At 34.6% G+C, this 23,449-nt stretch carries 25 protein-coding genes; 24 read left to right on the forward strand and 1 reads right to left on the reverse strand.

Going from position 1 to position 23,449, the window contains the following annotated elements; translation table 11 throughout:
• Window positions 1-462, reverse strand: a complete 462-nt coding sequence (locus ERL59_RS01705; protein ID WP_160643854.1) for a MarR family winged helix-turn-helix transcriptional regulator — start codon at window positions 460-462, stop codon at window positions 1-3.
• Window positions 463-712: 250 nt separating this feature from the next.
• Here ERL59_RS01705 and ERL59_RS01710 point away from each other — a divergent pair, with 250 nt between their 5' ends.
• The 24 genes from ERL59_RS01710 to ERL59_RS01825 all read left to right on the forward strand — a co-directional run bounded on the left by ERL59_RS01710 (window position 713) and on the right by ERL59_RS01825 (window position 23,405).
• Complete coding sequence (locus tag ERL59_RS01710) at window positions 713-1,783, forward strand: PucR family transcriptional regulator (protein ID WP_160643856.1); 1,071 nt, start codon at window positions 713-715, stop codon at window positions 1,781-1,783.
• A gap of 85 nt (window positions 1,784-1,868) precedes the next feature.
• A complete protein-coding gene (locus ERL59_RS01715; RefSeq protein ID WP_160643858.1) occupies window positions 1,869-2,990 on the forward strand; it encodes an ABC transporter ATP-binding protein in 1,122 nt (373 codons plus the stop codon).
• A 133-nt stretch (window positions 2,991-3,123) separates the two neighbouring features.
• Window positions 3,124-4,059 carry an HPr(Ser) kinase/phosphatase gene (gene hprK / locus ERL59_RS01720; protein ID WP_160643860.1) on the forward strand — a complete coding sequence of 312 codons (936 nt, stop codon included), beginning with the start codon at window positions 3,124-3,126 and terminating at the stop codon, window positions 4,057-4,059.
• Window positions 4,060-4,099: 40 nt separating this feature from the next.
• Entirely contained in the window at window positions 4,100-5,005 is a 906-nt protein-coding gene (lgt, locus tag ERL59_RS01725; protein WP_160643862.1) for a prolipoprotein diacylglyceryl transferase, read from the forward strand.
• A gap of 58 nt (window positions 5,006-5,063) precedes the next feature.
• Window positions 5,064-5,567: an acyltransferase gene (locus ERL59_RS01730; RefSeq protein ID WP_160643864.1), complete on the forward strand. Its 504-nt coding sequence runs from the start codon at window positions 5,064-5,066 to the stop codon at window positions 5,565-5,567.
• A gap of 179 nt (window positions 5,568-5,746) precedes the next feature.
• On the forward strand, window positions 5,747-6,922 hold the full coding sequence (locus tag ERL59_RS01735) for an ATP phosphoribosyltransferase regulatory subunit (RefSeq protein WP_160643866.1): 1,176 nt from the start codon (window positions 5,747-5,749) through the stop codon (window positions 6,920-6,922).
• Entirely contained in the window at window positions 6,923-7,552 is a 630-nt protein-coding gene (gene hisG / locus ERL59_RS01740; protein WP_160643868.1) for an ATP phosphoribosyltransferase, read from the forward strand.
• Between the two features lie 28 nt (window positions 7,553-7,580).
• Window positions 7,581-8,861: a histidinol dehydrogenase gene (hisD, locus tag ERL59_RS01745; RefSeq protein ID WP_160643870.1), complete on the forward strand. Its 1,281-nt coding sequence runs from the start codon at window positions 7,581-7,583 to the stop codon at window positions 8,859-8,861.
• Between the two features lies 1 nt (window position 8,862).
• Window positions 8,863-9,456: an imidazoleglycerol-phosphate dehydratase HisB gene (hisB, locus tag ERL59_RS01750; RefSeq protein ID WP_160643872.1), complete on the forward strand. Its 594-nt coding sequence runs from the start codon at window positions 8,863-8,865 to the stop codon at window positions 9,454-9,456.
• A 3-nt stretch (window positions 9,457-9,459) separates the two neighbouring features.
• Window positions 9,460-10,077: an imidazole glycerol phosphate synthase subunit HisH gene (gene hisH, locus ERL59_RS01755; RefSeq protein ID WP_160643874.1), complete on the forward strand. Its 618-nt coding sequence runs from the start codon at window positions 9,460-9,462 to the stop codon at window positions 10,075-10,077.
• Between the two features lie 23 nt (window positions 10,078-10,100).
• A complete protein-coding gene (gene hisA / locus ERL59_RS01760; RefSeq protein ID WP_160643876.1) occupies window positions 10,101-10,832 on the forward strand; it encodes a 1-(5-phosphoribosyl)-5-[(5-phosphoribosylamino)methylideneamino]imidazole-4-carboxamide isomerase in 732 nt (243 codons plus the stop codon).
• Window positions 10,833-10,835: 3 nt separating this feature from the next.
• Window positions 10,836-11,609 (forward strand): imidazole glycerol phosphate synthase subunit HisF, encoded by a 774-nt coding sequence (hisF, locus tag ERL59_RS01765; protein WP_160643878.1) that lies wholly within the window; start codon window positions 10,836-10,838, stop codon window positions 11,607-11,609.
• A complete protein-coding gene (gene hisIE, locus ERL59_RS01770) occupies window positions 11,591-12,265 on the forward strand; it encodes a bifunctional phosphoribosyl-AMP cyclohydrolase/phosphoribosyl-ATP diphosphatase HisIE (RefSeq protein WP_160643880.1) in 675 nt (224 codons plus the stop codon). Before hisF ends, hisIE begins: the two co-directional genes overlap by 19 nt.
• Window positions 12,255-13,061 carry a histidinol-phosphatase HisJ gene (hisJ, locus tag ERL59_RS01775; RefSeq protein ID WP_160643882.1) on the forward strand — a complete coding sequence of 269 codons (807 nt, stop codon included), beginning with the start codon at window positions 12,255-12,257 and terminating at the stop codon, window positions 13,059-13,061. Before hisIE ends, hisJ begins: the two co-directional genes overlap by 11 nt.
• An 18-nt stretch (window positions 13,062-13,079) precedes the next feature.
• A complete protein-coding gene (locus ERL59_RS01780; RefSeq protein WP_160643884.1) occupies window positions 13,080-14,030 on the forward strand; it encodes a ribose-phosphate diphosphokinase in 951 nt (316 codons plus the stop codon).
• A gap of 217 nt (window positions 14,031-14,247) precedes the next feature.
• Window positions 14,248-15,936 carry a tetratricopeptide repeat protein gene (locus ERL59_RS01785; protein ID WP_160643886.1) on the forward strand — a complete coding sequence of 563 codons (1,689 nt, stop codon included), beginning with the start codon at window positions 14,248-14,250 and terminating at the stop codon, window positions 15,934-15,936.
• 95 nt (window positions 15,937-16,031) lie between these two features.
• The gene (gene trxB, locus ERL59_RS01790) at window positions 16,032-16,979 is read left to right on the forward strand and encodes a thioredoxin-disulfide reductase (RefSeq protein ID WP_160643888.1); all 948 of its coding nucleotides are present in this window, start codon (window positions 16,032-16,034) and stop codon (window positions 16,977-16,979) included.
• A gap of 395 nt (window positions 16,980-17,374) precedes the next feature.
• The gene (locus ERL59_RS01795) at window positions 17,375-18,325 is read left to right on the forward strand and encodes an ROK family glucokinase (RefSeq protein ID WP_160643890.1); all 951 of its coding nucleotides are present in this window, start codon (window positions 17,375-17,377) and stop codon (window positions 18,323-18,325) included.
• Window positions 18,326-18,348: 23 nt separating this feature from the next.
• Window positions 18,349-19,233 carry an RNase adapter RapZ gene (gene rapZ, locus ERL59_RS01800; protein WP_160643892.1) on the forward strand — a complete coding sequence of 295 codons (885 nt, stop codon included), beginning with the start codon at window positions 18,349-18,351 and terminating at the stop codon, window positions 19,231-19,233.
• A gap of 15 nt (window positions 19,234-19,248) precedes the next feature.
• Window positions 19,249-20,226, forward strand: a complete 978-nt coding sequence (locus ERL59_RS01805) for a gluconeogenesis factor YvcK family protein (RefSeq protein WP_160643894.1) — start codon at window positions 19,249-19,251, stop codon at window positions 20,224-20,226.
• Between the two features lie 5 nt (window positions 20,227-20,231).
• A complete protein-coding gene (gene whiA / locus ERL59_RS01810; RefSeq protein ID WP_160644041.1) occupies window positions 20,232-21,158 on the forward strand; it encodes a DNA-binding protein WhiA in 927 nt (308 codons plus the stop codon).
• Window positions 21,159-21,363: 205 nt separating this feature from the next.
• Entirely contained in the window at window positions 21,364-21,633 is a 270-nt protein-coding gene (locus tag ERL59_RS01815) for an HPr family phosphocarrier protein (RefSeq protein ID WP_160643896.1), read from the forward strand.
• Between the two features lie 179 nt (window positions 21,634-21,812).
• Window positions 21,813-22,568 (forward strand): SIMPL domain-containing protein, encoded by a 756-nt coding sequence (locus ERL59_RS01820; protein WP_160643898.1) that lies wholly within the window; start codon window positions 21,813-21,815, stop codon window positions 22,566-22,568.
• A gap of 84 nt (window positions 22,569-22,652) precedes the next feature.
• A complete protein-coding gene (locus ERL59_RS01825; protein ID WP_160643900.1) occupies window positions 22,653-23,405 on the forward strand; it encodes an SIMPL domain-containing protein in 753 nt (250 codons plus the stop codon).
• The last annotated feature ends 44 nt before the right edge of the window (window positions 23,406-23,449 follow it).

The following is a 23,449-nucleotide window of genomic DNA, read 5'->3' on the forward strand; positions in this document are numbered from 1 at the left end:
TTAGTTTCCCTCTCTTTTTTGAATTTCTAGAGCAATTTTATAAATTTTTTCCTGTAAGTCCACTAAATTTTCTAAATCCTTTTCACTTAATTTCGAATAGTATTTTTGAATGAGATGTAATTCAAATTTTAACATCAATTGATTGTATTCAATTCCTTTTTCATCAAGGTGGACAATGATTTCTCTACGATTATTTAAATTTATCTCTCTTTTTAAATAACCTTTTTTTTCTAATTTGTTTATAAGTTGTGTTGCTGCACTAGGCGTAATAGAAAAATGTTTGGCTATTTCACTATTTGTCAAAGGTTTTTCATTAAGCAAATCTAATAAAATGCTTTGTTTAGGAGTTAAATTAAGCACTTCTTTATCTACAAATTTGTGATAATCATTTAAAAATATAGTGTTCAGAGCATCTGAAGAAGCTTTTATTCTTTTATAATAAAAAGCAGTGATATCTTCCATAAAAATTCACCTTTATCTTTTTGATTATTTACAGTATAAAACATTTATAAATGTTAAGCAACCTAAAATGTTAATTTATTTAAATAGTTTTATTGCTCTCATATAGGTTGGGAAATATGAATGTGAAGCTGCTCTGATTGGTATATTTACACTCTAAACGGTATAATAAAGTGACTTATATATAAGACTAGTTTAAAAAATTTCTACTTCACTTCAATGATTAGGTATAACATAATAAGGAGTTCATGTAATGAATTGGGATGAAATAAAAGCGAAATTAGAACAAATTTTAGATTTGCGACTTAAAAGGGAAGTTTTACATAAAAATGATTGGTTTTCTGATCGTAATGTAATAGAAAAAAACAATCAAATTTATTTTTACTTATATTCTGAAGGAAATCATGATTATACCTTTTCCTTAAACCATACATCCTTAACTCCATCTGAGAAAAATTTGATTGAAATGACCCTAAGCCTATACCGAGCAAATCTGGGGCAAACGAAATCAACTAGTGACGAACAAAATTCTATTACTCTCCGTGACTGGATTTTGAATCAACTTCAGTATGGTTCAAATCATTATGAGAAACTGCCTGAGCCTTTGGTGCAAACGCCTCAACTTCTTACAAAAAATATACCTATTTTAATACAAACTAATGCATCTGAGGAAAATACAGAAGAAGAATTGTTAAATCTATTGAAGTCTTTTTACGGTTCTCAAATCGTATTAATTCCTCTTTCTAATAAAGAATATGTATTATTATGTTCACTTGATTTATTGGAAGAGGAAATAGAGGAGCAGGGTAAAGACATAGAGTTGGAAATAGAGGAATCTTTACAGGTTTTTAGTTCTAGTTTATATGAGATGTTGTTAAGTGAATGGATAGGTAAATGTCATATTTCAGTACATTATCCTATAGTACCATGTGAATCAGTGTTATTTGTCATTAAACAATTAAGAGAAGTTATGGAGTTAGGGCGAAAATATTATCAAAATGAGTACATCTACTCTCCATGGAATTTACAATTAGAATCATTATTAGATATTTTGCCGGATGAAGCGAGAAGCGGCTTTATAAAACATGTATTTAAACAAGTTGATTTTATACTAGATGCAGAAATGAAAACGACCTTAGAGCAATTTTTCAATACAGATTGTAACGTGAGTGAAACTGCTAAGAAATTATTTATTCATCGTAACACATTAATTTATCGACTAGATAAGTTTAAACATGAAACTGGACTAGATGTAAGAGTTTTTAATCAGGCGGTATTAGTGAAGGTATCTTTATTGTTGTATAAAGTAACAAATCGATCTTAGTTATTTTGTACAACTTGCACATAGGCTTTTTTATCTTGCTAGGATACAATAATGGATATAATAAATCTCTAGGAGGAATTTCATCATGGCAGGTCTAAGTCTAAAAAACATTTATAAAATATATCCAAATTCTGAAACTCCATCTGTATCTGATTTTAATTTAGAAATCGCAGACAAAGAATTTTTGGTACTCGTAGGTCCTTCTGGTTGCGGAAAATCTACTACGCTTAGAATGATTGCAGGATTAGAAGAAATTTCAAAAGGTGAGTTGTATATTGGAGATCGTTTGGTTAATGATGTTGCGCCAAAAGATCGCGATATTGCGATGGTTTTCCAATCTTATGCATTATATCCACATATGACAGTTTATCAAAATATGGCATTTGGTTTGAAATTACGTAAAATGAAAAAAACAGAAATAGAAGAGCGTGTTCGTGAGGCAGCAAAAATCTTAGATATTGAACATTTATTAGAGCGTAAACCAAAAGCGTTATCAGGGGGACAACGTCAACGTGTTGCTCTAGGCCGTGCTATTGTTCGTGAACCACGAGTGTTTTTAATGGACGAACCTTTATCTAACCTTGATGCAAAACTACGTGTACAAATGCGTACAGAAATTGGAAAGTTGCATAAACGTTTAGAAACAACTTTTATCTATGTAACACATGACCAAACTGAAGCAATGACAATGGGAACCCGCATCGTTATTATGAAGGATGGTATAGTTCAACAAGTAGACTCTCCTACACAAGTATATCATCATCCTATTAATATGTTTGTAGCTGGGTTTATTGGTTCTCCATCTATGAATTTTGTTGAAGGTAAATTGGAGGAAAAGGGTAAAGACGTACACTTCACAGCTGAAGGTGTGGATATTGTAATTCCAGAAGGAAAAGCTAAAATTCTTCGTGAAAAAGGGTATTTATTAAAGGACATTTTATTAGGTATACGTCCAGAAGATATTCATCAAGAACCTGTTTTCTTAGAAGCATCTCCGAATAGTGTTGTTAATGCACATATTGATGTTGCTGAAAACTTAGGACATGAAATGAACTTATACCTTTCTGGGCTTGGAAATAAGATATTTGTAGCTCGTGTAGATGGTCGTGCTAATATTAAAGAAGGTTCAAATATTCAACTTGCTTTTGATATGAATAAAATTCATATTTTTGATAAAGATACTGAATTAAATGTATTTGAAAATTAAGTTTAATTGAATTCGAAAAAGGTCAGCTAATGCTGACCTTTTTAATATTGGAAGTAATTATCTTGTTTTTTCAGATCATTTCCATTACGATAAAAATATAAATTTATGGGTGTCAAAAGGAGAACATAGTCATATGCCCAAAAAAGTAAAAGTAAAAGAATTAGTAAAGAAATTAGACTTGGAAGTAGTGTGTGGGCAAGAAGGGTTAGATCGATACATAACGGTTGCAGATATATCACGACCAGGGTTGGTGATGGCAGGATTCTATGCATATTATCCAAAAGAACGTGTTCAGATTTTAGGAATGACAGAATTAACTTATTTTAAAACTTTAAGTAAAGAAGAAAGATTTCAACGAATGCATGAAATTTGTCACGAAGAAACACCTTGTATTTTTATTACGCGTAAATTGGAAGCTCCAGAAGAATTAGAAAATATTGCAGCTGAGAAAAATATTCCAGTTATAAGAAGTGCCTATTCAACAACGATTTTGATTAGCAGAATAACAGGATTTTTAGAAAATAAATTGGCTCCTACTACAACGATTCACGGTGTTTTGGTAGATGTCAATGGAGTAGGAATGTTAATAACAGGACATAGTGGAATTGGTAAAAGTGAAACTGCCTTAGAATTAGTTAAGAGAGGTCATCGTTTAATTGCTGATGATGCCGTTGAAATTAGACAGACTGCTGACAACGATCTTTATGGTAGTGCACCTGATTTAATTAAACATCTGTTAGAAATTCGTGGTGTGGGCATTATTAATGTAATGACTTTATTTGGTGCTGGAGCCATTCGTAATATTAAAAAAATAACACTTGTTGTGAAATTGGAAACATGGAATCAAGAAAAACAATATGATCGATTAGGTTTGGATGAAGAAACAACTCAAATTATTGATACCAAAGTTCCTCTTGTTACCATTCCCGTTAGGCCAGGACGTAACCTTGCAGTTATTCTAGAAGTTGCGGCAATGAATTATCGTTTGAAACGCATGGGATATAACGCAGCAATGCAATTTACGAATAAATTAACTGAAACGATAGCTGATGAAGATGACATTGATTAATTTAATAGGTAGCTCAAAAGAAATAAAAGGAGGAAATTGAATGTTTTATGTAATAGATCCTGTCTTGTTTTCAATCGGTCCAATTGATGTGCATTGGTATGGGATTATATTAGGAAGTGCAGCTTTAGCTGGTTTGTTATTAGCTATTTTAGAAGGTAAGAGGTTTAATTTGTCTCCTGACTTCTTTTTAGACTTATTGTTAATTGGTGTTCCATCTGCAATTGTGGGTGCAAGGTTATACTACGTAGCATTTAAATGGGATAGTTATAGAAACGATCCGTTAGAAATTATTATGATTCAAAATGGTGGACTAGCTATCCATGGGGCTCTCATAGGTGCTGTTATTGGAGCGGCTATTTACTTTAGAGTGAAGCGAGTCAGTTTTTGGCGTATTGCAGATATTTGTGCACCATCTTTAATTTTAGGACAAATGATTGGACGTTGGGGAAACTTTATGAATCAGGAGGCTCATGGAGGGCCAGTAGCTGAATCTTTTTTAAGAGATACTCTTCGTTTACCTGATTTTATTGTTAATCAAATGTATATAGATGGTCTATTTTATCACCCTACGTTTTTATATGAATCCATTTGGAATTTAGCTGGATTATTGTTATTATTCGTATTGAGAAGAAGATCATTTATAAAGTCCGGTGAAGTGTTTTTCACCTACATTATGTGGTATTCATTAGGGCGTTTCTTTATCGAAGGATTACGTACGGATAGTTTGGCGTTTACAGGTCCTCAATTGTTAGCTGATTTTATGGATATTTTATGGGCTCCGATGTCACTGATCTTTGGTGATGCAGGGAATATGGCATACGGGAACATTAGAATTGCCCAGTTCATTAGTTTACTGCTGATTGTGTTTGCAGTAATCATGATTATTATACGTAGAATGAAAAATCCATATCTTCCAAAGTATTCAGACCCGATCGAACGTTACTAGCTGTAGTTTTTTAGTAGTGATGAACACGTATTATGAATAGATAGTGAGGAATTAAGTTTTGAGAAATACAGAACGTTTCCCTATGAAAGGAAACAATTCATTATGGCAAATATATAAAACTGTAAGTAAATGGAAGGGGTTTCGCAATTTTATTTTTATCCAAATTACTCGCTACTCCCCTTCTTTAAAGCTGAAAAATTGGATTTATAGAAATATATTAGGTATGAAGGTTGGGGAACAAACTGCCTTTGCATTAATGGTTATGGTAGATGTATTTTTTCCAGAAAAAATTCATGTAGGAAAAAACTCTATTATTGGATATAATACAACCATTCTTGCTCATGAATATCTCATTGAAGAATATCGTTTAGGGGAGGTTCATATCGGCTCAAATGTATTAGTTGGGGCAAATACAACCATCTTACCAGGGGTTATCATAGGAGATCATGCTGTGATTGCCGCAGGATCAGTTGTACATAAGGATGTAGAAGCAGGTAGTTTTGTTGGCGGGAATCCTATTCAGGTCATAAATAATAACTTCAACAAAAATAAAAATAGTTGAAGATGATCTTCTTATATCTTACTGTACCATAACAAAAGGATTTTTTTCTATATCAAATGTGCGTAGAGCAATAACCGTTGACGTTATTGCTCTTTTTGTGTTAAAATTGATTACTCTTTAACTTGGTAGCATACTAAAGTGTTTTGAGTTAATGAGAAGTATTGAATGAGGTGAAGTCGGTGTCAAAACCAAAAGTTTTTGAAAAACCATCTGGCGTAAGAGATTATTTGCCTTACGCTGTACGAGAGCTGAGAACGATAGAAAATAATGTATTACATTGCATGCAAAAGTGGGGGTATCAGGAAATTCATACACCTACATTAGAATATTACGATACTGTAGGTATGGCAAGTTTAACGTCAGACCACAAGCTTTTTAAGCTTTTAGATAAAAAAGGTACAACACTTGTATTAAGATCAGATAACACTGCCCCAATTGCAAGGGTTGTTTCATCATTATTAAAAGATGAACCCCTTCCCATTCGGTTATCTTATCATTCTAACGTGTTTAGAGCGATGAAGGATGAAGCGGGGAGAGACGCTGAATTTTTACAGACAGGAGCGGAGTTAATCGGAGATGGATCTCCTGATGCAGATGCTGAAATCATTGCACTTGCTATATCTTCTTTAAAAGCAGCGGGTATTGAGAATTTTAAAATTGCATTGGGTCACATGGGATTTCTACAAGGTTTATTTGAAGGGACATTCATTGCTCAAGAAAAACAAAACATCTTGAAAGATCATTTATTGAATAAAAATTATGTAGGTTATAAACAGGCAATTAAACACTTGTCTATTCCAGAGGAAGCAAAACAAGAGTTAGAAGGTCTACTAAAGTTAAGAGGCGGAAAAGAAATTTGTGAGCATGCTAAAACCTATGTTAATGATCCATCAACAAAACAATCCATTCACCATTTATGTGAAGTGTGGGAAGTATTAGAAGCTTATGAAGTTTCTCAACATGTCGTTATTGATTTAACAATGCTTGGAGATTTTTCTTATTATACAGGAATGACTTTTGAAGGATATGCAGGTAAACTTGGTTTCCCAGTATGCAGTGGGGGAAGGTATGATAATTTACTTACGCAGTTTGGTAGACCCGCACCTGCGACCGGATTCTCATTAAAAACAAATCGAATTTTAGAGGTTGTGAGTCAGCATTCTAGTTGTGAATTTCCTCGTATCTTAATTTTATATGATGAACAAAATCGTACGGAAGCATTAAAACATGCACAAATGTTAAGAGCTGACGGTCAAATCATTGAAACTAGAAAAACAACGTCCACATTTGAGTTAACGCCTCATCTATTGCAAAATTACACAGACATTATAAATATGACGAGAGGAGGTAAGTAGATGGAAATATTAAAAGTAGCCATGCCTAAAGGTAGAATTTTTAAACAAGCATCTCAGTTATTCCGTGATGCTAACATACCAATACCAGATGATTTTGACGATTCTCGAAAATTAATTATACCTATTCCAGAAGCAAATATGGAGTTTATTATGGCGAAACCAGTAGATGTTCCCACTTATGTTGAATATGGTGTAGCTGATGTTGGTATTGTAGGCAAAGATGTATTAATGGAGGAAAATAGAGATGTTTATGAACTTATAGACCTTGGAATTGCTAGATGCAGAATGTCTGTGATTGGGCTTCCTACTTGGAAGGAAGTGATGAATCCAAAGGTTGCTACAAAATACCCTAATCTAGCTAGTCAATATTTTAGAGAACGTGGTCATCAAGTGGAAGTTATTAAATTAAATGGTTCCATTGAACTTGCTCCTTTAATTGGATTGTCAGATCGAATTGTAGATATGGTAGAAACAGGCCGAACGCTCCGGGAAAATGGATTGATAGAGTTAGAAGAAATGTTTTCTATTACAAGTCGTTTAATCGCAAATCGAGTGAGTTATAGGATGAAAAACCATGCAATTCAACTGCTTTGTGATCAGCTTCAATCGGTAATAGAAATCAAAGTATAAAATAGGAAAATGGAGGAGGTGTAATAGGATGAGAATTTTACGTGCTAAAGAATTTGCTATAAATCGAGAAGTTGAATATGGCTCAGTAGAACAAAATAAAGTTGTACAAAATATTATCCAGGCTGTTATTCGTGAAAAGGATAAAGCCTTAATTAAATATACAAAGCAATTTGACGGTGTGCAATGTGCAAATTTAAGAGTATCTGAACAAGAGCTAGATGAGGCTTATGGCCAAGTTGATTATCAATTTCTATTCGCTTTAAGAAAAGCTTCTGAAAACATAAGAGATTTTCATGAAAGACAAAAGCGCAATTCTTGGATGGATTTACAGGAGGATGGAAGCTTATTAGGACAAGTCATAAGACCTTTGAAAAGAGTAGGGATTTATGTGCCTGGGGGAACAGCTGCTTATCCTTCATCTGTATTAATGAATGCAATACCTGCGCAAGTTGCTGGTGTTTCTGAAATCGTCATGGTGACACCTCCATCCACAAACGGGGAAGAAGGGATTAATCCGTATATTTTAGCGGCAGCTAAGGAACTTGGCATTCAAGAAGTGTATCGAGTAGGTGGAGCACAGTCGATTGCGGCTTTGGCATATGGAACAGAAACGATTAGACCTGTAGATAAGATTTGTGGTCCAGGAAACATTTATGTAGCATTAGCAAAACGTGAGGTATATGGTGTTGTTGATATTGATAACATTGCTGGACCTACAGATATTACGATTTTAGCCGATCAATCAGCCGATGTCTCTTACGTAGCTGCAGATCTTTTATCTCAAGCAGAACATGATGAACTATCCACAGCAATATTAGTAACAAATTCTTCTGAGCTAGCATCTCAAGTTCAACAAGAAGTAGAGAGTCAATTGAACGTTCTGCCTAGAAAAGAGATTGCTAGTAAATCTATAAACGAGAACGGTGCTATTCTAATTGTTGATCATATTGAAGAAGGGATTCAGGTGGTTAATGAATTGGCTCCAGAGCATTTAGAAATTATGGTCGATGATCCGATGAGTATTTTAGGTAGGATTGAAAATGCAGGTGCAATCTTTCTAGGCAGATATAGTGCTGAACCTGTAGGTGATTATTTTGCAGGCCCTAATCATATTTTACCCACAAATGGAACCGCTCGGTTTTCCTCCCCTTTAAATGTGGATGATTTTTTTAAAAAATCAAGTGTTATTTATTATAGTAAAGATGCCATTTTACAAAATGGTGAATATATTATGCAGCTTGCTAGACAAGAAGGTTTTGAAGGACATGCTAGATCAATACAAATTCGATTAGAAAAGGAAGGAGAGTAGGATGGATAACAATCGTACTTCTGAAATTAAAAGAAAAACAAACGAAACGGACATTTCTCTACAACTTGCAGTTGATGGTACTGGGAAAACGGAAATTGAAACTGACATCCCTTTTTTGAATCATATGTTGGATCTGTTTACAAAACATGGACAATTTGATTTAGAAGTTAAGGCTCAAGGAGATATAGAAATTGACGATCATCACACGGTTGAAGATATCGGAATATGTTTAGGACAATCGTTGTACAACGCACTTGGAAATAAAAAGGGAATTAAAAGGTATGCTAGTGTTTTTGTTCCTATGGATGAAGCATTAGCACAAGTGGTTATAGATGTCAGCAATCGTCCACACTTTGAATATCACGCTGAGTATCCTTCTAATTTAGTTGGGAGCTTTTCTACTGAGCTTGTACATGAATTTTTATGGAAGTTTGCACTTGAAGCTAGATTAACATTACATGTTATTGTGCATTATGGCCACAACACGCATCATATGATTGAAGCTGTGTTTAAGGGTCTCGGACGTGCATTGGATGAAGCAACTATGATTGATCCACGTGTTCAAGGAGTTCCCTCTACGAAAGGGGTGTTATAACCATTGATCGCAATTATTGACTATGGTATGGGTAATCTGCACAGTGTAAGTAAGGCAGTAGAAAGATTAGGTTACGCCGCTTTGGTTACTTCTAATGAACAAGAGATACTTGATGCTGATGGAGCTATTTTACCTGGAGTTGGGGCGTTTGGTGATGCAATGGAACAATTAAAACAAACCGGACTTCAAGAGGTTATATATAAGTTTGTACTCACTGGAAAACCTCTGCTGGGTATTTGTTTAGGTATGCAACTTCTTTTTTCAAGTAGTGAAGAATACGGGGAACATGAGGGTTTGAATTTGTTGCCTGGTCGAGTGACTCGTTTTAAAGGTGATTATAAAGTTCCACATATGGGCTGGAATCAATTGATTGTTAAACAGAAACATCTATTATTTGAAGGTTTAGAGGAAGGTCATGTTTATTTTGTGCATTCTTTTCATGTGAAACTTGATCAGCCTACCGATTTATTAGCATCGACAGAATATTTTCAAGAGGTTACAGCGATTGTAGGGAGAGATAATGTATATGGAATGCAATTTCACCCTGAAAAAAGTGGAACGATGGGGATTAAATTATTGAGTAACTTTTTGAAAACATCAGAAATATCTATTTTGAAATAAAGTTAATTATGGAGGAGACGAACATGTCATCATTTACAATTTATCCTGCGATTGATATTTTAGATGGGAAATGTGTACGATTAGTGCAAGGAGATTACAATCAAGAAACAGTATACCATCAAAATCCGGTTGATGTTGCAAAAACTTGGGAAGAGCAAGGTGCATCATGGATTCATGTAGTAGATTTGGATGGTGCAAAGGCCGGTTATCCTATTAATGAAAAAGTGATTGGAAACATTGCTTCTTCCGTAAACGTGCCTATTCAAGTGGGTGGAGGCATACGTTCAATAGAAAATATAGAGCAACTCTTAAAATTGGGTGTTTCTAGAATCATCATTGGAACGGCAGCGATAGAAGATCGTGATTTTGTAGAGAATGTATTAGAACAATATGGAGACAAGGTAGCCATTGGAATAGATGCAAGGGATGGATACGTTGCCACTAGAGGTTGGTTGGAAACTTCCAAAGTAAAGGCAGATGAACTAGCGCAGCAATTAGCACAAAAAGGAGCAAAAACATTTATTTTTACAGACATATCTAGAGATGGGATGATGCAAGGACCGAATGTGGAGTCCATCGTTAAGTTGGCTAAATCTTCAGGACAATCTGTCATAGCTTCTGGAGGTGTAAGTGAATCAGATGACTTAAAGAAGTTGGCGGCTCATAAACAGGATGGTGTTATAGGTGCAATTGTAGGAAAGGCACTTTATACAGATAAAATCCATTTGGCTACAGCGATAGAGGAAGGATTCTAATTTATGTTAGCAAAAAGAATTATCCCATGTTTAGATGTGAAAGATGGACGTGTCGTAAAAGGAATTAATTTTGTTAATCTACGAGATGCCGGTGATCCAGTTGAATTAGCAGAAATATATGATAAAGAAGGTGCTGATGAACTAGTTTTTCTAGATATATCTGCATCCGTTGAAGGCCGTGCAACAATGGTAGAAGTGGTTAAACAAACGGCAGGTGAGATTGCAATTCCCTTTACTGTAGGTGGGGGTATAAGTAGTGTAGAGGATATGAAGAAATTGCTTCGAGCAGGAGCTGATAAAATAGGGATAAATACAGCTGCTATTCAGAACCCTACTCTAGTTTCAGAAGGTGCTCGTAAATTTGGGTCTCAATGTATCGTTGTAGCCATTGATGCGAAGTATAATGAGGAATGGAAAGATTGGGAAGTTTATACACATGGAGGAAGAAATGCTACAGGTATTAAAACCTTATCATGGGCCAAAGAAGTTGAAAACTTAGGTGCTGGTGAAATTTTATTGACAAGTATGGATACGGATGGCACAAAAGATGGATTTGATATACAATTAACAAGGGCAGTTTCAGATCTTGTGAGTATTCCTGTCATTGCATCAGGAGGTGCAGGCAGATCTGAGCATTTTTATGATGCTTTTTCTCAAGGTAGGGCAGATGCCGGTCTTGCTGCTTCTATTTTTCATTATAAAGAATTATCCATTGATAACCTAAAACAAGAGTTAAAGGAAAAAGGGGTGGAAGTACGTTGGCAAAGCAACACTTAAAAGATTTAAATGAGGTATTAAATAGAATAACTTGGGATGATCAAGGTCTAGTTCCTACAATCGTTCAAGATCAAAACAGTAAAGATGTATTAATGATGGCTTATATGAATAAAGAATCATTAAAGTTGTCATTGGAAACAAGAGAAACTTGGTTTTGGAGTAGATCTCGTCAAAAGCTATGGCACAAAGGTGAGACATCTGGTCATACTCAATCCATAGTAAAGTTGAAATATGATTGTGATGCAGATACTTTGTTAGTATTTGTCAATCAAAAAGGTTCTGCATGCCATACAGGAGAACAAAGCTGCTTTTTTAATGAAGTTGCTATTTCAAAGTCAGAAGATAATGTACCAAAAGATCCTGGAGAAGATGATTTTAAAATAATATCTGTTTTAGAATCTGTCATTTCAAAAAGATATGAGGAAAGAACCCAAGGGGCATATACGACTTATTTATTTGAAAAAGGCATCGATAAAATATTGAAAAAAGTTGGTGAAGAAACTGCAGAAGTTATCATTGCAGCTAAAAATAAAGACAATCAAGAACTGACTTACGAGGTAAGTGACTTAATGTTTCATATTATGGTATTGTTAAAAGATAGAGACTTACCAATTAAAAATATAATGAAGGAGTTAGAGAAGCGTCATGTTGATTGATTATCATACACATCATGAGCGTTGTGGACATGCTTCTGGATCCTTAGAGGAATACGTAAAAAAAGGCATTGACATCGGTTTGCAGCAGTTAGGCTTATCGGATCATATGCCTTTAATTCATGTAGACCCAAAAACGTATTTACCTGGAATGGCTATGCCTGCAAATGAACTTCCAAGATATGTCGAAGAATGTTTTTTATTAAAGGAAAAATATAAAAGCCAAATTGAGATTAAAGTTGGACTTGAGGCAGATTACATTGAAGGATATGAAGCTGAAATTGAAAAAATCATCTCTTCCTACGCATGGGATTATGTCATTGGATCTGTTCATTTCTTAGGAGAATGGGATATTTCAGATTCTAGACAATTAGATGGGTGGGATCATAAAGATGTGGATGACGTGTTTACACAATATTATGATGCAGTTCAAAAAGCAGTAAAAACAGGTTTCTATGACTATATTGGTCATTTAGATGTGATAAAAAGGTTTGGTCGGAAGCCAAAAAGTGATATGATAGAGAAAGAGAGGCAAACGTTAAATCTCATTAAGGAACATGATTTAGCGATAGAATTAAATGCCTCTGGTTTACGTATGCCCGTTGAAGAAATGTTTCCAAGTGAACGTATTCTAATCGAATCTCATAAACTCGGCATTCCTTTAACGATTGGCTCAGATGCTCACAAACCAGATCAGCTTGGATTGTTTTTAGATCAAGCGCGAAATTTGTTGAAAAAAATAGGTTACACTCAGTTGGCTACGTATGATCAACGTAAGCGGATCATGGTATGTTTATAAATTTTCAGGAGGTAAATCATGAATTATGAATGTGTGAAAGTATTCACAGGATCTGCCAATCCTCAGCTGGCACAACAAATATGTAATAATCTTGGTAAATCATTAGGGAAGATTAAACTTTCCAGATTTAAAAGTGGTGAGATTTATGTCCATTATGAGGAATCTATTCGTAATTGTGATGTTTTTCTTGTTCAATCTATTTCACACCCGATTAATGAACATTTGATGGAACTTCTTGTTATGATTGATGCTGCTAAAAGAGCTTCTGCAAGAACCATTCAAGTTGTATTACCTTATTATGGGTATGCTCGTCAAGAAAGGAAAGCAGCTCCACGTGAGCCTATTTCAGCAAAGTTAGTTGCAGACTTATTAACTACTACTGGGACTAGCCGTGTTATTACAATTGATTTACATGCTCCTGCTATTCAAGGGTTTTTCAATATTCCAGTGGATCATTTAACAGCATTGGATCATATCACGCACTATTTAAAAGCGCAAAATATTGAAAATCCAATTGTCGTTTCTCCAGATGCAGGTAGAGCATCCACTGCAGAAAAGCTGGCCAATTATTTAGATTCACCTTTTGCGATCATGATTAAAAAACGCCCTGCACATAATGAATCAGTTATTACACATATTATTGGAGATGTTAAGGGACAAACCCCTATTATTATCGAAGATATGATTGATACTGGAACTACCATTGTCAATGTAGTAGAAGGTTTAAAAGAAAAAGGTGCCAATGATGTTTATGTATGTGCAACACATCCTGTATTCTCTGGTCCAGCCTTGGAACGGTTAAATCATCCAAATATAAAAGAAATTGTAGTCACTGACTCCATCGCATTGCCAGAAGATCATCCAACTAAGTTTAAAGTGATCTCAATGGCAGGGTTACTTGCGGACGCTATAAAAATTATTATGGAGGGTGGATCTATCAGTACTTTATTTAAGTCAGGTGGAGTTTAAACCTGTTTTAGCAATAACATGATTTGAGTATTATCTTGTCAAATCATCACTTTAAAAATCCCCAAAAGGTAAAGAAAAAGGGCTTCCTTCTTTTTTGCTTTTTGGGGGTTTCGATATGAACGTTACTTTTTTAGGTAGTTAAGATATGTTATACTTTGTTTGATTCTTTCTAATAGAGGTTATTTGAACCTGTACTTATATGGAGGTGCCTACAGAAATGCAAAGAAAAAGAACAGTGGTTGAAAGGGATAAAACGAATATTGTATCACTTAGCATGAATGCCACATTCTTTTATGAAAAAGCTGTCCATTTTTTGGATCGTTATCAATATGCTAAGGCACTAAAATATTTTAGAAGAGCCATGGAGTTAGAACCGGAAAATCCGGTTAATCATGCTAACTTGGCTGGCGTATATTCTGAATTAGGTGATTATAGAGAATCGAATAAAATTTTAAAAAAGGTACTCGATGAAGTGGATCCTTCCATGACAGAGTGTCATTTTTATATGGCGAATAATTATATGAATATGGATTTATTTGAATCAGCTGAAGAGGCATTAGTTTCTTATTTAGAAAAAGATGTTGAGGGACAATATTTAGAAGAATGTGATGATATGATTGAACTTTTAAGTATTGAACTCAATCGAGATATTCCCATCAAAAAAATGAAGTCGAAAGAAAAGTTTTTTGAACACGATCGTGCACGACTTTTATTAGAAGAGGGAAAATGTCCTGAGGCCATTCATTTATTAAAAAAAATTATTAAAAAATATCCAGATTTTATTGCAGCTCAGAATAACCTAGCTTTAGCATATTATTATATAGGTGATTATGATAGAACAGCTGAACACATTGAAGATGTTTTAAAAGTAGATCCAGGAAATTTACATGCTTTATGTAATTTAGCTATATATTATAGACAAATTCAAGAAGAGAACAAATTATCAGAACTTTTACAATTGTTAAGCAAAACGTATCCATATCTTCCAGATCAGCTCTACAAACTTGCAATGACCTTGGGATTATTAGGTAATCACGAAATGGCATACCATCATTTTTTAAGATTAATAAAAACAGGCGATGAGGCTATTGAGCCGTCTTTGTTTCATTATGCAGCTGTTGCCGCTTTTAATACGAAAAGGTATGAGAAAGCGTTGAACCTGTGGAAACAGGCAAAGAATTTAGATGCTAAAGAGATTGTACCCAACTTTTTTATTGAAGAATTTGATAAGTTAATAACCAATCAACATATAATATTAAGTTATCATTATTTTTTACCTTTTGAAGAGCATTTTCATATGCTTGGGAAATGGAAGGAAAATGTATTAAATGAGTGGAATACAAATCATATTGTTCGAACCTCGCTAAAATGGGGTTTGTTTCATGGTACGATGACAAATAAACTTCAAGTTCTGGAAATCATAAGCTTTATCCAGAATAAAGATGTAGAAGACTTATTAAGAAAATTTCTTTTAGAACCAACTGAAAAAGATAAACTTAAAAGAATGGCTGTTTTTTTACTTCGAACTATGAAAGCTTCGGAGCCTTACGAAATGATAACAAATGGGGAAAAATTAAATATAGATTTATTACCTCTTTCCAATAAGCTAATCACTTGGGATGAGAAATGGCATTTGATTATCAATGCTGCCTTAATACACATGGAAGATCGATATGATTTACAGCAAAAATATGAGTTGTATACATTGTGGGTTCATTTTCTTACCATGAAATACCCAAATGTACCTAAAATAAATAAGCCAAAAGGTTGGTCTGCAGCACTTGAGTATTTAATCGCGAAAATGTACAATGTTGAAATCACCTATCGTGAAGTCTCAGAAAGATATCAAATATCTGTGTCTACGATTAAAAAAAATGTTGATTTAATAAAAGATAACGTTTTGTAATATAAATTACTTTATTTTTTCTTATTTTACTTTATAATAATTATTAGATGATATTTATTATAAAAAACATAAATAACGAGTTGGGAGGAATTATGATGTATAAATCAGTTGTTGTAGGAACAGGACCATCAGGACTAACTGCTGCTATTTATTTAGCTCGTGCAAATCTTGAGCCTTTAGTTATAGAAGGACCGGAACCAGGTGGACAGTTAACAATTACTACAGATGTAGAAAACTTTCCTGGATTCCCAGATGGAATTATGGGACCTGAATTAATGGACAACATGCGTAAACAAGCTGAAAGATTTGGTGCTAAGTTCAAAACTGGATGGGTGAACAAAATAGATCACTCTAAACGTCCTTTTAAATTATTTTTAGAAGGATCAGAGGAAATTGAGGCGGAATCTGTTATTATTTCTACTGGTGCTTCTGCTAAATTACTGGGTATCCCAGGTGAATCAGAGAATATGGGACGTGGGGTAAGCGCGTGTGCAACTTGTGATGGATTTTTCTTTAGAGGAAAGAAAGTCATCGTTATTGGTGGAGGAGATTCTGCAATGGAGGAAGCAAACTTCCTTACTAAGTTTGCTACAGATGTGAAGGTTGTACATCGTAGAAATGAATTACGTGCCTCTAAGATTATGCAGGATCGTGCACGTGATAATGACAAAGTAAGTTGGGCGTTAAACAAAACACCGATTGAAGTTATAGCTGGAGACAATGGTGTAACTGGTTTAAAGGTTAAGGATAATGAAACGGGACAAGATGAAATTATTGAAACAGATGGCATTTTTGTTGCTATCGGTCATCGTCCAAATACAGGATTTTTAAACGGAATTTTAGAAACAGATGAAGTAGGATATATCCAAGTTAAACCAGGTACTACACAAACGAATGTAGAAGGTATATTTGCTTGTGGAGATGTTCAAGATAAAATTTATCGTCAAGCCATTACTGCGGCAGGATCAGGATGTATGGCTGCATTAGATGCAGAAAAGTATTTAGAAGGAAGCGCAGTCCACGACTGGAGTCAAACTTTATAATACTTACAAAAACAAAAGAACTCGCCATCAGGCGGGTTTCTTTTTGTTTTGCTGATAAGATTGAACATTGTCAAAAAAAATCAGTTTTTGACTTAAGGTGTATATCGACTTAATGGTAATATAGTCCATAGTATTCTTTGGCTATTTATAGTGTCTTGACCTAGTTTAAAGCATAGCTTATAGTTGGAGTTAAAAGATTGTTTGAATAACCCGCATTAAGCGGAATCAATTAAAGACAGTCATAGTGGATTGGGCATTTATTTTTTTAATTTAAAAAGTCCCCTTTTCATTATATGATGTCAGCGTAGATTAAGTTGACCAATGTCATCGATGCTGAAAATGGAACTTTTTAGATTGAATGTAGTTAAATTAATAAAAAATTTGAGGTGTAAACAATGTCGGAGCAGGTTTATATAGGTGTAGATTTAGGAGGAACAACCGTTAAAGTTGGAATATGTGATAGTAAAGGCAAGCTAATTCAAACCCATGAAGGTCCTACGGAATCTGAAGGAGGTTATGAACAAGTTACAGACAATATCACAACCTATGTAAAAAAGATTGTTGAAGAATCTACTTATAGCTGGGAGAATGTACATGGTATTGGTGCGGGTATTGCAGGATTTGTAGATAAAAAAGGATTAGTAAAGCGAGCGGCTAATTTAGGATGGGAAAATGTTCATGTGAAGCACATTCTAGAGGAGAAAATAGGAAAGCCAGTCATTGTAAATAATGATGCAAATGTTGCGGCGTTAGGGGAAGTTTGGAGTGGCGCTGGTGAGGGTGTTTCAGATGTCATTTGTTATACTTTAGGTACAGGTGTTGGTGGTGGTATTATTATAGAAAATAAAATACATCAAGGATTCAATGGAATGGCTGGAGAAATCGGTCATATGTCAGTTGTTCCTGATTTGGAAGCAATTCAATGTGGATGCGGACAAAAAGGGTGCCTTGAAACAGTATCTTCAGCTACAGGTATTATTCGTATGGCTAAAGATGCTGTTGAGAGAGGGGAAAGAACATCTCTATCATTACTAGAGACTATTTCGGCGAAAGATGTTTTTGATGCGGCGAGAGTAAATGATGAAGTATCCATTCGAATTGTAAAGCGAGCGGCATATTATTTAGGAAGGTCGATGTCTATGTTGGCATTTGTGTTAAATCCACAAAGATTTATTGTTGGAGGTGGGGTATCAAAAGCAGGGGATATTTTATTTGATCAAATTCGAGAGAATTTTGAGAAATTCACACCAGACGCAATTAAAGAAGGTGTGGATATCGTTCCGGCAACATTGGGAAATGATGCAGGGATCGTTGGTGCTGCAGGATTAAATTTATTTAAAATTTAGCCTTACTTCAAGGGGGAGAAATCATGGAGAGCTCCAATCACATAGCTAAATTAGTGATCATAACAGGGATGTCAGGTGCAGGTAAAACTGTCGCTGTTCAATGTTTAGAAGATTTGGGTTTTTTCTGTGTAGATAATTTACCACCCGTTTTAATTCCTAAGTTTGCTGATTTGATTGAACAATCAAATGGTAGAATTGGCAAAGTAGCGTTAGTGATTGATTTAAGAGGAAGAGAGTTTTTTGAAGCATTATCTGACTCTCTAAAATATATAAAGAACAACCATACAATAAAGTGTGAAATCCTATTTTTAGATGCTACAGACTCTGTTTTGGTGCAAAGATATAAAGAAAGTCGTAGACGTCATCCATTGGCCGCTGAAGGATTACCTCTAGATGGTATTCAATTAGAGCGTAAATTGCTTGAGGAATTAAAAGGCTCATCAACTTTGGTTGTGGATACGAGTTATCTAAAATTGGCTGAACTTAAACAAAAAATCACATCTAGTTTTACTAAAAACCAACAAAATGGGATCCATATTAATGTGATGTCGTTTGGGTTTAAATATGGGACACCTATTGATGCTGATTTAATTTTTGATGTTCGCTTCTTACCTAATCCTCATTATATAGAACAGCTTAGACCTCATACTGGAAAAGATACTGAGGTTTATGATTATGTCATGAAGTGGGGAGACACACAAACATTTTTAACGAAATTATTAGATTTACTACATTTCTTGATCCCGCAATATATTAAGGAAGGAAAAAGTCAAATTGTGATAGGTATAGGATGTACAGGCGGTAAACATAGATCTGTTGCTATTGCTGAATATTTAGGGAAAATGATTGGTAATAGTGAGTCAGAAGTGATTAGAGTTAGCCATAGAGATTCAGATAGAGATCATTAGTTGGGGGGAGCTTATATGGATAGTAACTTAGGGCTTCCTAAAATAGTAGTCATAGGCGGGGGTACAGGTCTTTCTGTTATGTTAAGAGGCTTGAAAAAGAAGCCATTAGATATTACAGCTATTGTAACAGTAGCTGATGATGGTGGGAGCTCAGGCATTCTAAGATCTGAACTGCAAATTCCTCCACCAGGTGATATTAGGAATGTTATAACAGCCCTGGCAGATGCTGAACCCATACTATCTCAAGTTTTATCTCATCGCTTTACAAGTGGGACGGGGCTTGCTGGTCATAGTGTAGGTAATTTAATTCTTGCGGCTATGACAGATATTACTGGTGATTTTGTCACAGGTGTAAAAGAACTAAGTAGGGTATTAGCTGTTAGAGGCAGAGTGTTACCTGCTTCCGGTCAAGCCATAGTTTTAAAAGCAGAGATGGAAGATGGTAGTATTATTGTTGGGGAATCTCAAATCCCAAAAGTGGGTAAAAAGATAAAGAAGGTATTTATTGAAAAAAGTGAAGTTACTCCATTACAGGAGGCAATTGAAGCGATTAAGGAAGCAGATGCCATTTTGATCGGTCCTGGAAGCTTATATACTAGCATCATTCCGAATCTATTAGTCCCACAAATAGCGGATACGATCGATCAATCTTCTGCTGTTAAAATATATGTAAGCAATGTAATGACGCAACCAGGAGAAACAGATAATTATACGGTAAATGATCACTTACAAGCGATTTATCAACATATAGGACATCATTTTTTTGACTATGTCATTGTAAATAATGAAGATATTCCATCACATGTTCAACAAAAGTATGCAGAAAAAGGAGCTATACCCGTAAAAGTTGATTTAGATGAGATTATGAAAAACGGTTTTGAAGTCATATCTGACAATCTTGTATTATATAGAACTTATTTAAGGCATGATGCCGAAAAACTGAGCATGCATATTTATAGACTAGTTGAGCGTGGGATGTTAAGGAAGAGGTGATTCGTTTGTCCTTTGCGGCACAAACGAAAAAAGAACTAACAATGATTGAAGTGGATCGCTGCTGTGCAATGGCTGAGCTTTCTGCATTAATCCGTATGAATGGAACGATTAAAATAACCAATCAGAGAGTGGTCCTGGATATTTTAACTGAGAATGCAGCTATTGCAAGGAGAATGTATTCTTTAATAAAAAAACAATTTAATATTCATACTGAAATTTTAGTTCAAAAGAAAATGCGGTTGAAGAAAAATAACGTTTATATTGTTCGAATCCCTGATCAAGTTCAATCACTCTTGTCTGATCTGAAAATTGTATCAGAAGGTTTTATTTTTAAAACGAATATTGATCAGCAAATCATTCAAGATACATGTTGTAAAAGAGCTTACTTAAGAGGTGCTTTCCTTGCAGCAGGATCTGTTAATAATCCAGAAGGTTCTTCGTATCATCTTGAAATTGCTTCAATGTATGAGGATCATTGTAATGCTCTCTGTGATTTGGCAAATGAATTTGATTTAAACGCTAGGTGTATTGAAAGGAAAAAAGGATTCATTTTTTACATCAAAGAAGGGGAGAAGATCATTCATTTGTTAAATATTATCGGTGCTCACCAAGCATTGCTCAAATTTGAAGATGTTCGAATTATGAGAGATATGCGTAATTCAGTAAACAGGTTGGTAAACTGTGAAACAGCTAATCTTAATAAAACGATTGGTGCTGCGATGAGACAAATAGATAATATTAAACTGATTCAAGAGACAATGGGTTTGGATCACTTACCAGATAAATTGAGAGAAGTTGCTGAATTAAGATTACAGCATCCAGATTTAAACTTAACGGAGTTAGGTGAACTTTTAACAGATAAAGTTAGTAAATCAGGAGTGAATCACCGACTAAGAAAAATTGATAAGATAGCAGACCAGCTTCGAAATTAAATATCCCAAAAAGTGAAGTAACTCTACATGTTAAATCCTAATATTTTTGGGGATCCTAGAATTAAGGGGGAAAGTATAAGGGCACCAACCCCTCTGCCATCGCCTTTATGGCTCGTCAATAGGGGAGTTTTCTTTATAGAATTAAAATGTTAATAGTGGTATAATATAAATATTTATAGAAGTAGTATAGGGGGTATTGAAGTTAATGGTAAATCACCCAGTCGTTGTAAAGTTAAAAACAGGCCTTCATGCAAGACCAGCTGCATTGTTTGTACAAGAAGCTAATAAATTTTCTTCAGAAATCTTTGTAGAAAAAGATGATAAAAAAGTAAATGCCAAAAGTATTATGGGAATTATGAGTCTAGCTATTAGTTCAGGTACGGAAATTAATATTAGTGCTGAAGGTTCTGATGCGGAACAAGCTGTAAACGCTCTAGTTGATTTATGCAGCAAGGAAGAATTAGAAACTCAGTAATAATGATAAACAATGCAAGCCAGTGTTTAACTTCTTAGGAAGCTTAAATGCTGGTTCTTTATTTTCTCCTACATATTAAGTAATTCATTAAAATTTTTATTTTTCAATTAGATCTGCAACCTTTTGTTTCCATGTATCGTCTATTTGTTTGAGAGTCTTAAAAAGAGGGGGATTTGCAAATGACGATGAAGTGGAAGCGGTTGTCTATATTGGTTTTTACCGGTATTTTAGCTGCATTGACTTGGTTTTTCATTTTACAATTATCAGATGGAAATGGAAAGGTTCAGGCAGAAGAAACGCTAGCTGCTGACATTAATTCAATCACGGTTACTGGTAAAGGTGAGTTTACAGTTGAACCTGATGTTGCCTTCGTAACAGTAGCCATTGAAACTAAGGGAGATACAGCCAAAGATTCACAAGAGCAAAATGCTAAGGTAGTGAAAGAAGTAGAGAAGGTAATTTCTGGTACGTATAAACTAAATAACGAAGATATGCAAACCATTAGATTTAATGTTTATCCAAAGTATCAGTATAAAGAGAATCAAGCTCCAGTATTATTAGGTTATGAAACAAACCATACTTTGAAAATTACTTATAGAGATTTACAACAAATTGGAAAACTATTGGATGACTTAACAAAAACAGGCGTAAATAGAGTACACAACATTGAATTTGGCACGGAAAAATCAGATGAGTATGAATTAGTTGCTATTGAAAAGGCAATGAACAATGCGAAGAACAAAGCTGAAGTGATTGCAAAAGCGGAAAATAAAAAGATTAAAGGCATCATTCATGTCGTTCAAGGAAACCCTAATTTTAGTAATCCATTTCCTGTATATGCAGTGAATGAAGCTGCAATGGATAGCAGCAGGACTTCGATATCTAGTGGACAAATTAAAATTGTAACGAATGTTAGTGTGCAGTATGAATTCTAAAAATACCCTAAAGAGTGAAGAAATGCTTCCTAGCATATTTTAAAAATTAGGATAAAAAGTTTATTTCTAAAGGAGAGAGAAAAGATGCAAATCACAAAAAAAACAGTTTCAATTACTTTATTAAGTATATTATTAGCGGCTGCGGCTTGGATTGGCTTTTTACAAAACTCAGATGTAAAAGGAAATGTAATAGCACAGGAAGGACAGACTAAGGGCAATACAATCACGGTAACAGGTAACGGAGAAATTATGGTAGAACCTGATGTAGCTTATGTTCAGGTTACAGTTGAAACTAAAGCTGACACAGCTAAAAAATCACAAGATGCAAATGCTAAAAGTATGGAAACTGTTGACAAGATGTTATATGACACTTATAAATTTGATAAAGAAGATGTAAAAACAACAAGATTTAATGTACAGCCTGAATATCAATATATACAGGATGAAGCACCAAAACTATTAGGTTATAAAACAACCCATAGTTTACAAATCACATATAGAGAGATAGATGAGATAGGAAAGTTAGTAGATGATTTGACTAAAGCTGGTGTAAACCGTGTGGACAATATTCAGTTCGGAACAGAAAAATCAGATGAGTATGAATTACAAGCAATTGAAAAGGCAATGGCAAACGCAAAAGAAAAAGCAGCGGTAATTGCGAAAACGGAGAATAAATCGATAAAAGGTATAGTAAATGTGGTCCAAGGTGGAGGTGTATCTATCAGTCCTCTTGGTGGTGCTACTGCTAAATTATATGCTGCTGAAGATTCATCTACTTCTATATCATCGGGACAGATTAGTATTACAACACAAGTAACGGTGCAATATGACTTTTAAATACCCCAAAAAGTGAAGAAGAATTACTTCTATGCTTATCCCAG

Source organism: Chengkuizengella marina (assembly GCF_009910845.1).
Classification (GTDB): domain Bacteria; phylum Bacillota; class Bacilli; order Paenibacillales; family KCTC-33759; genus Chengkuizengella; species Chengkuizengella marina.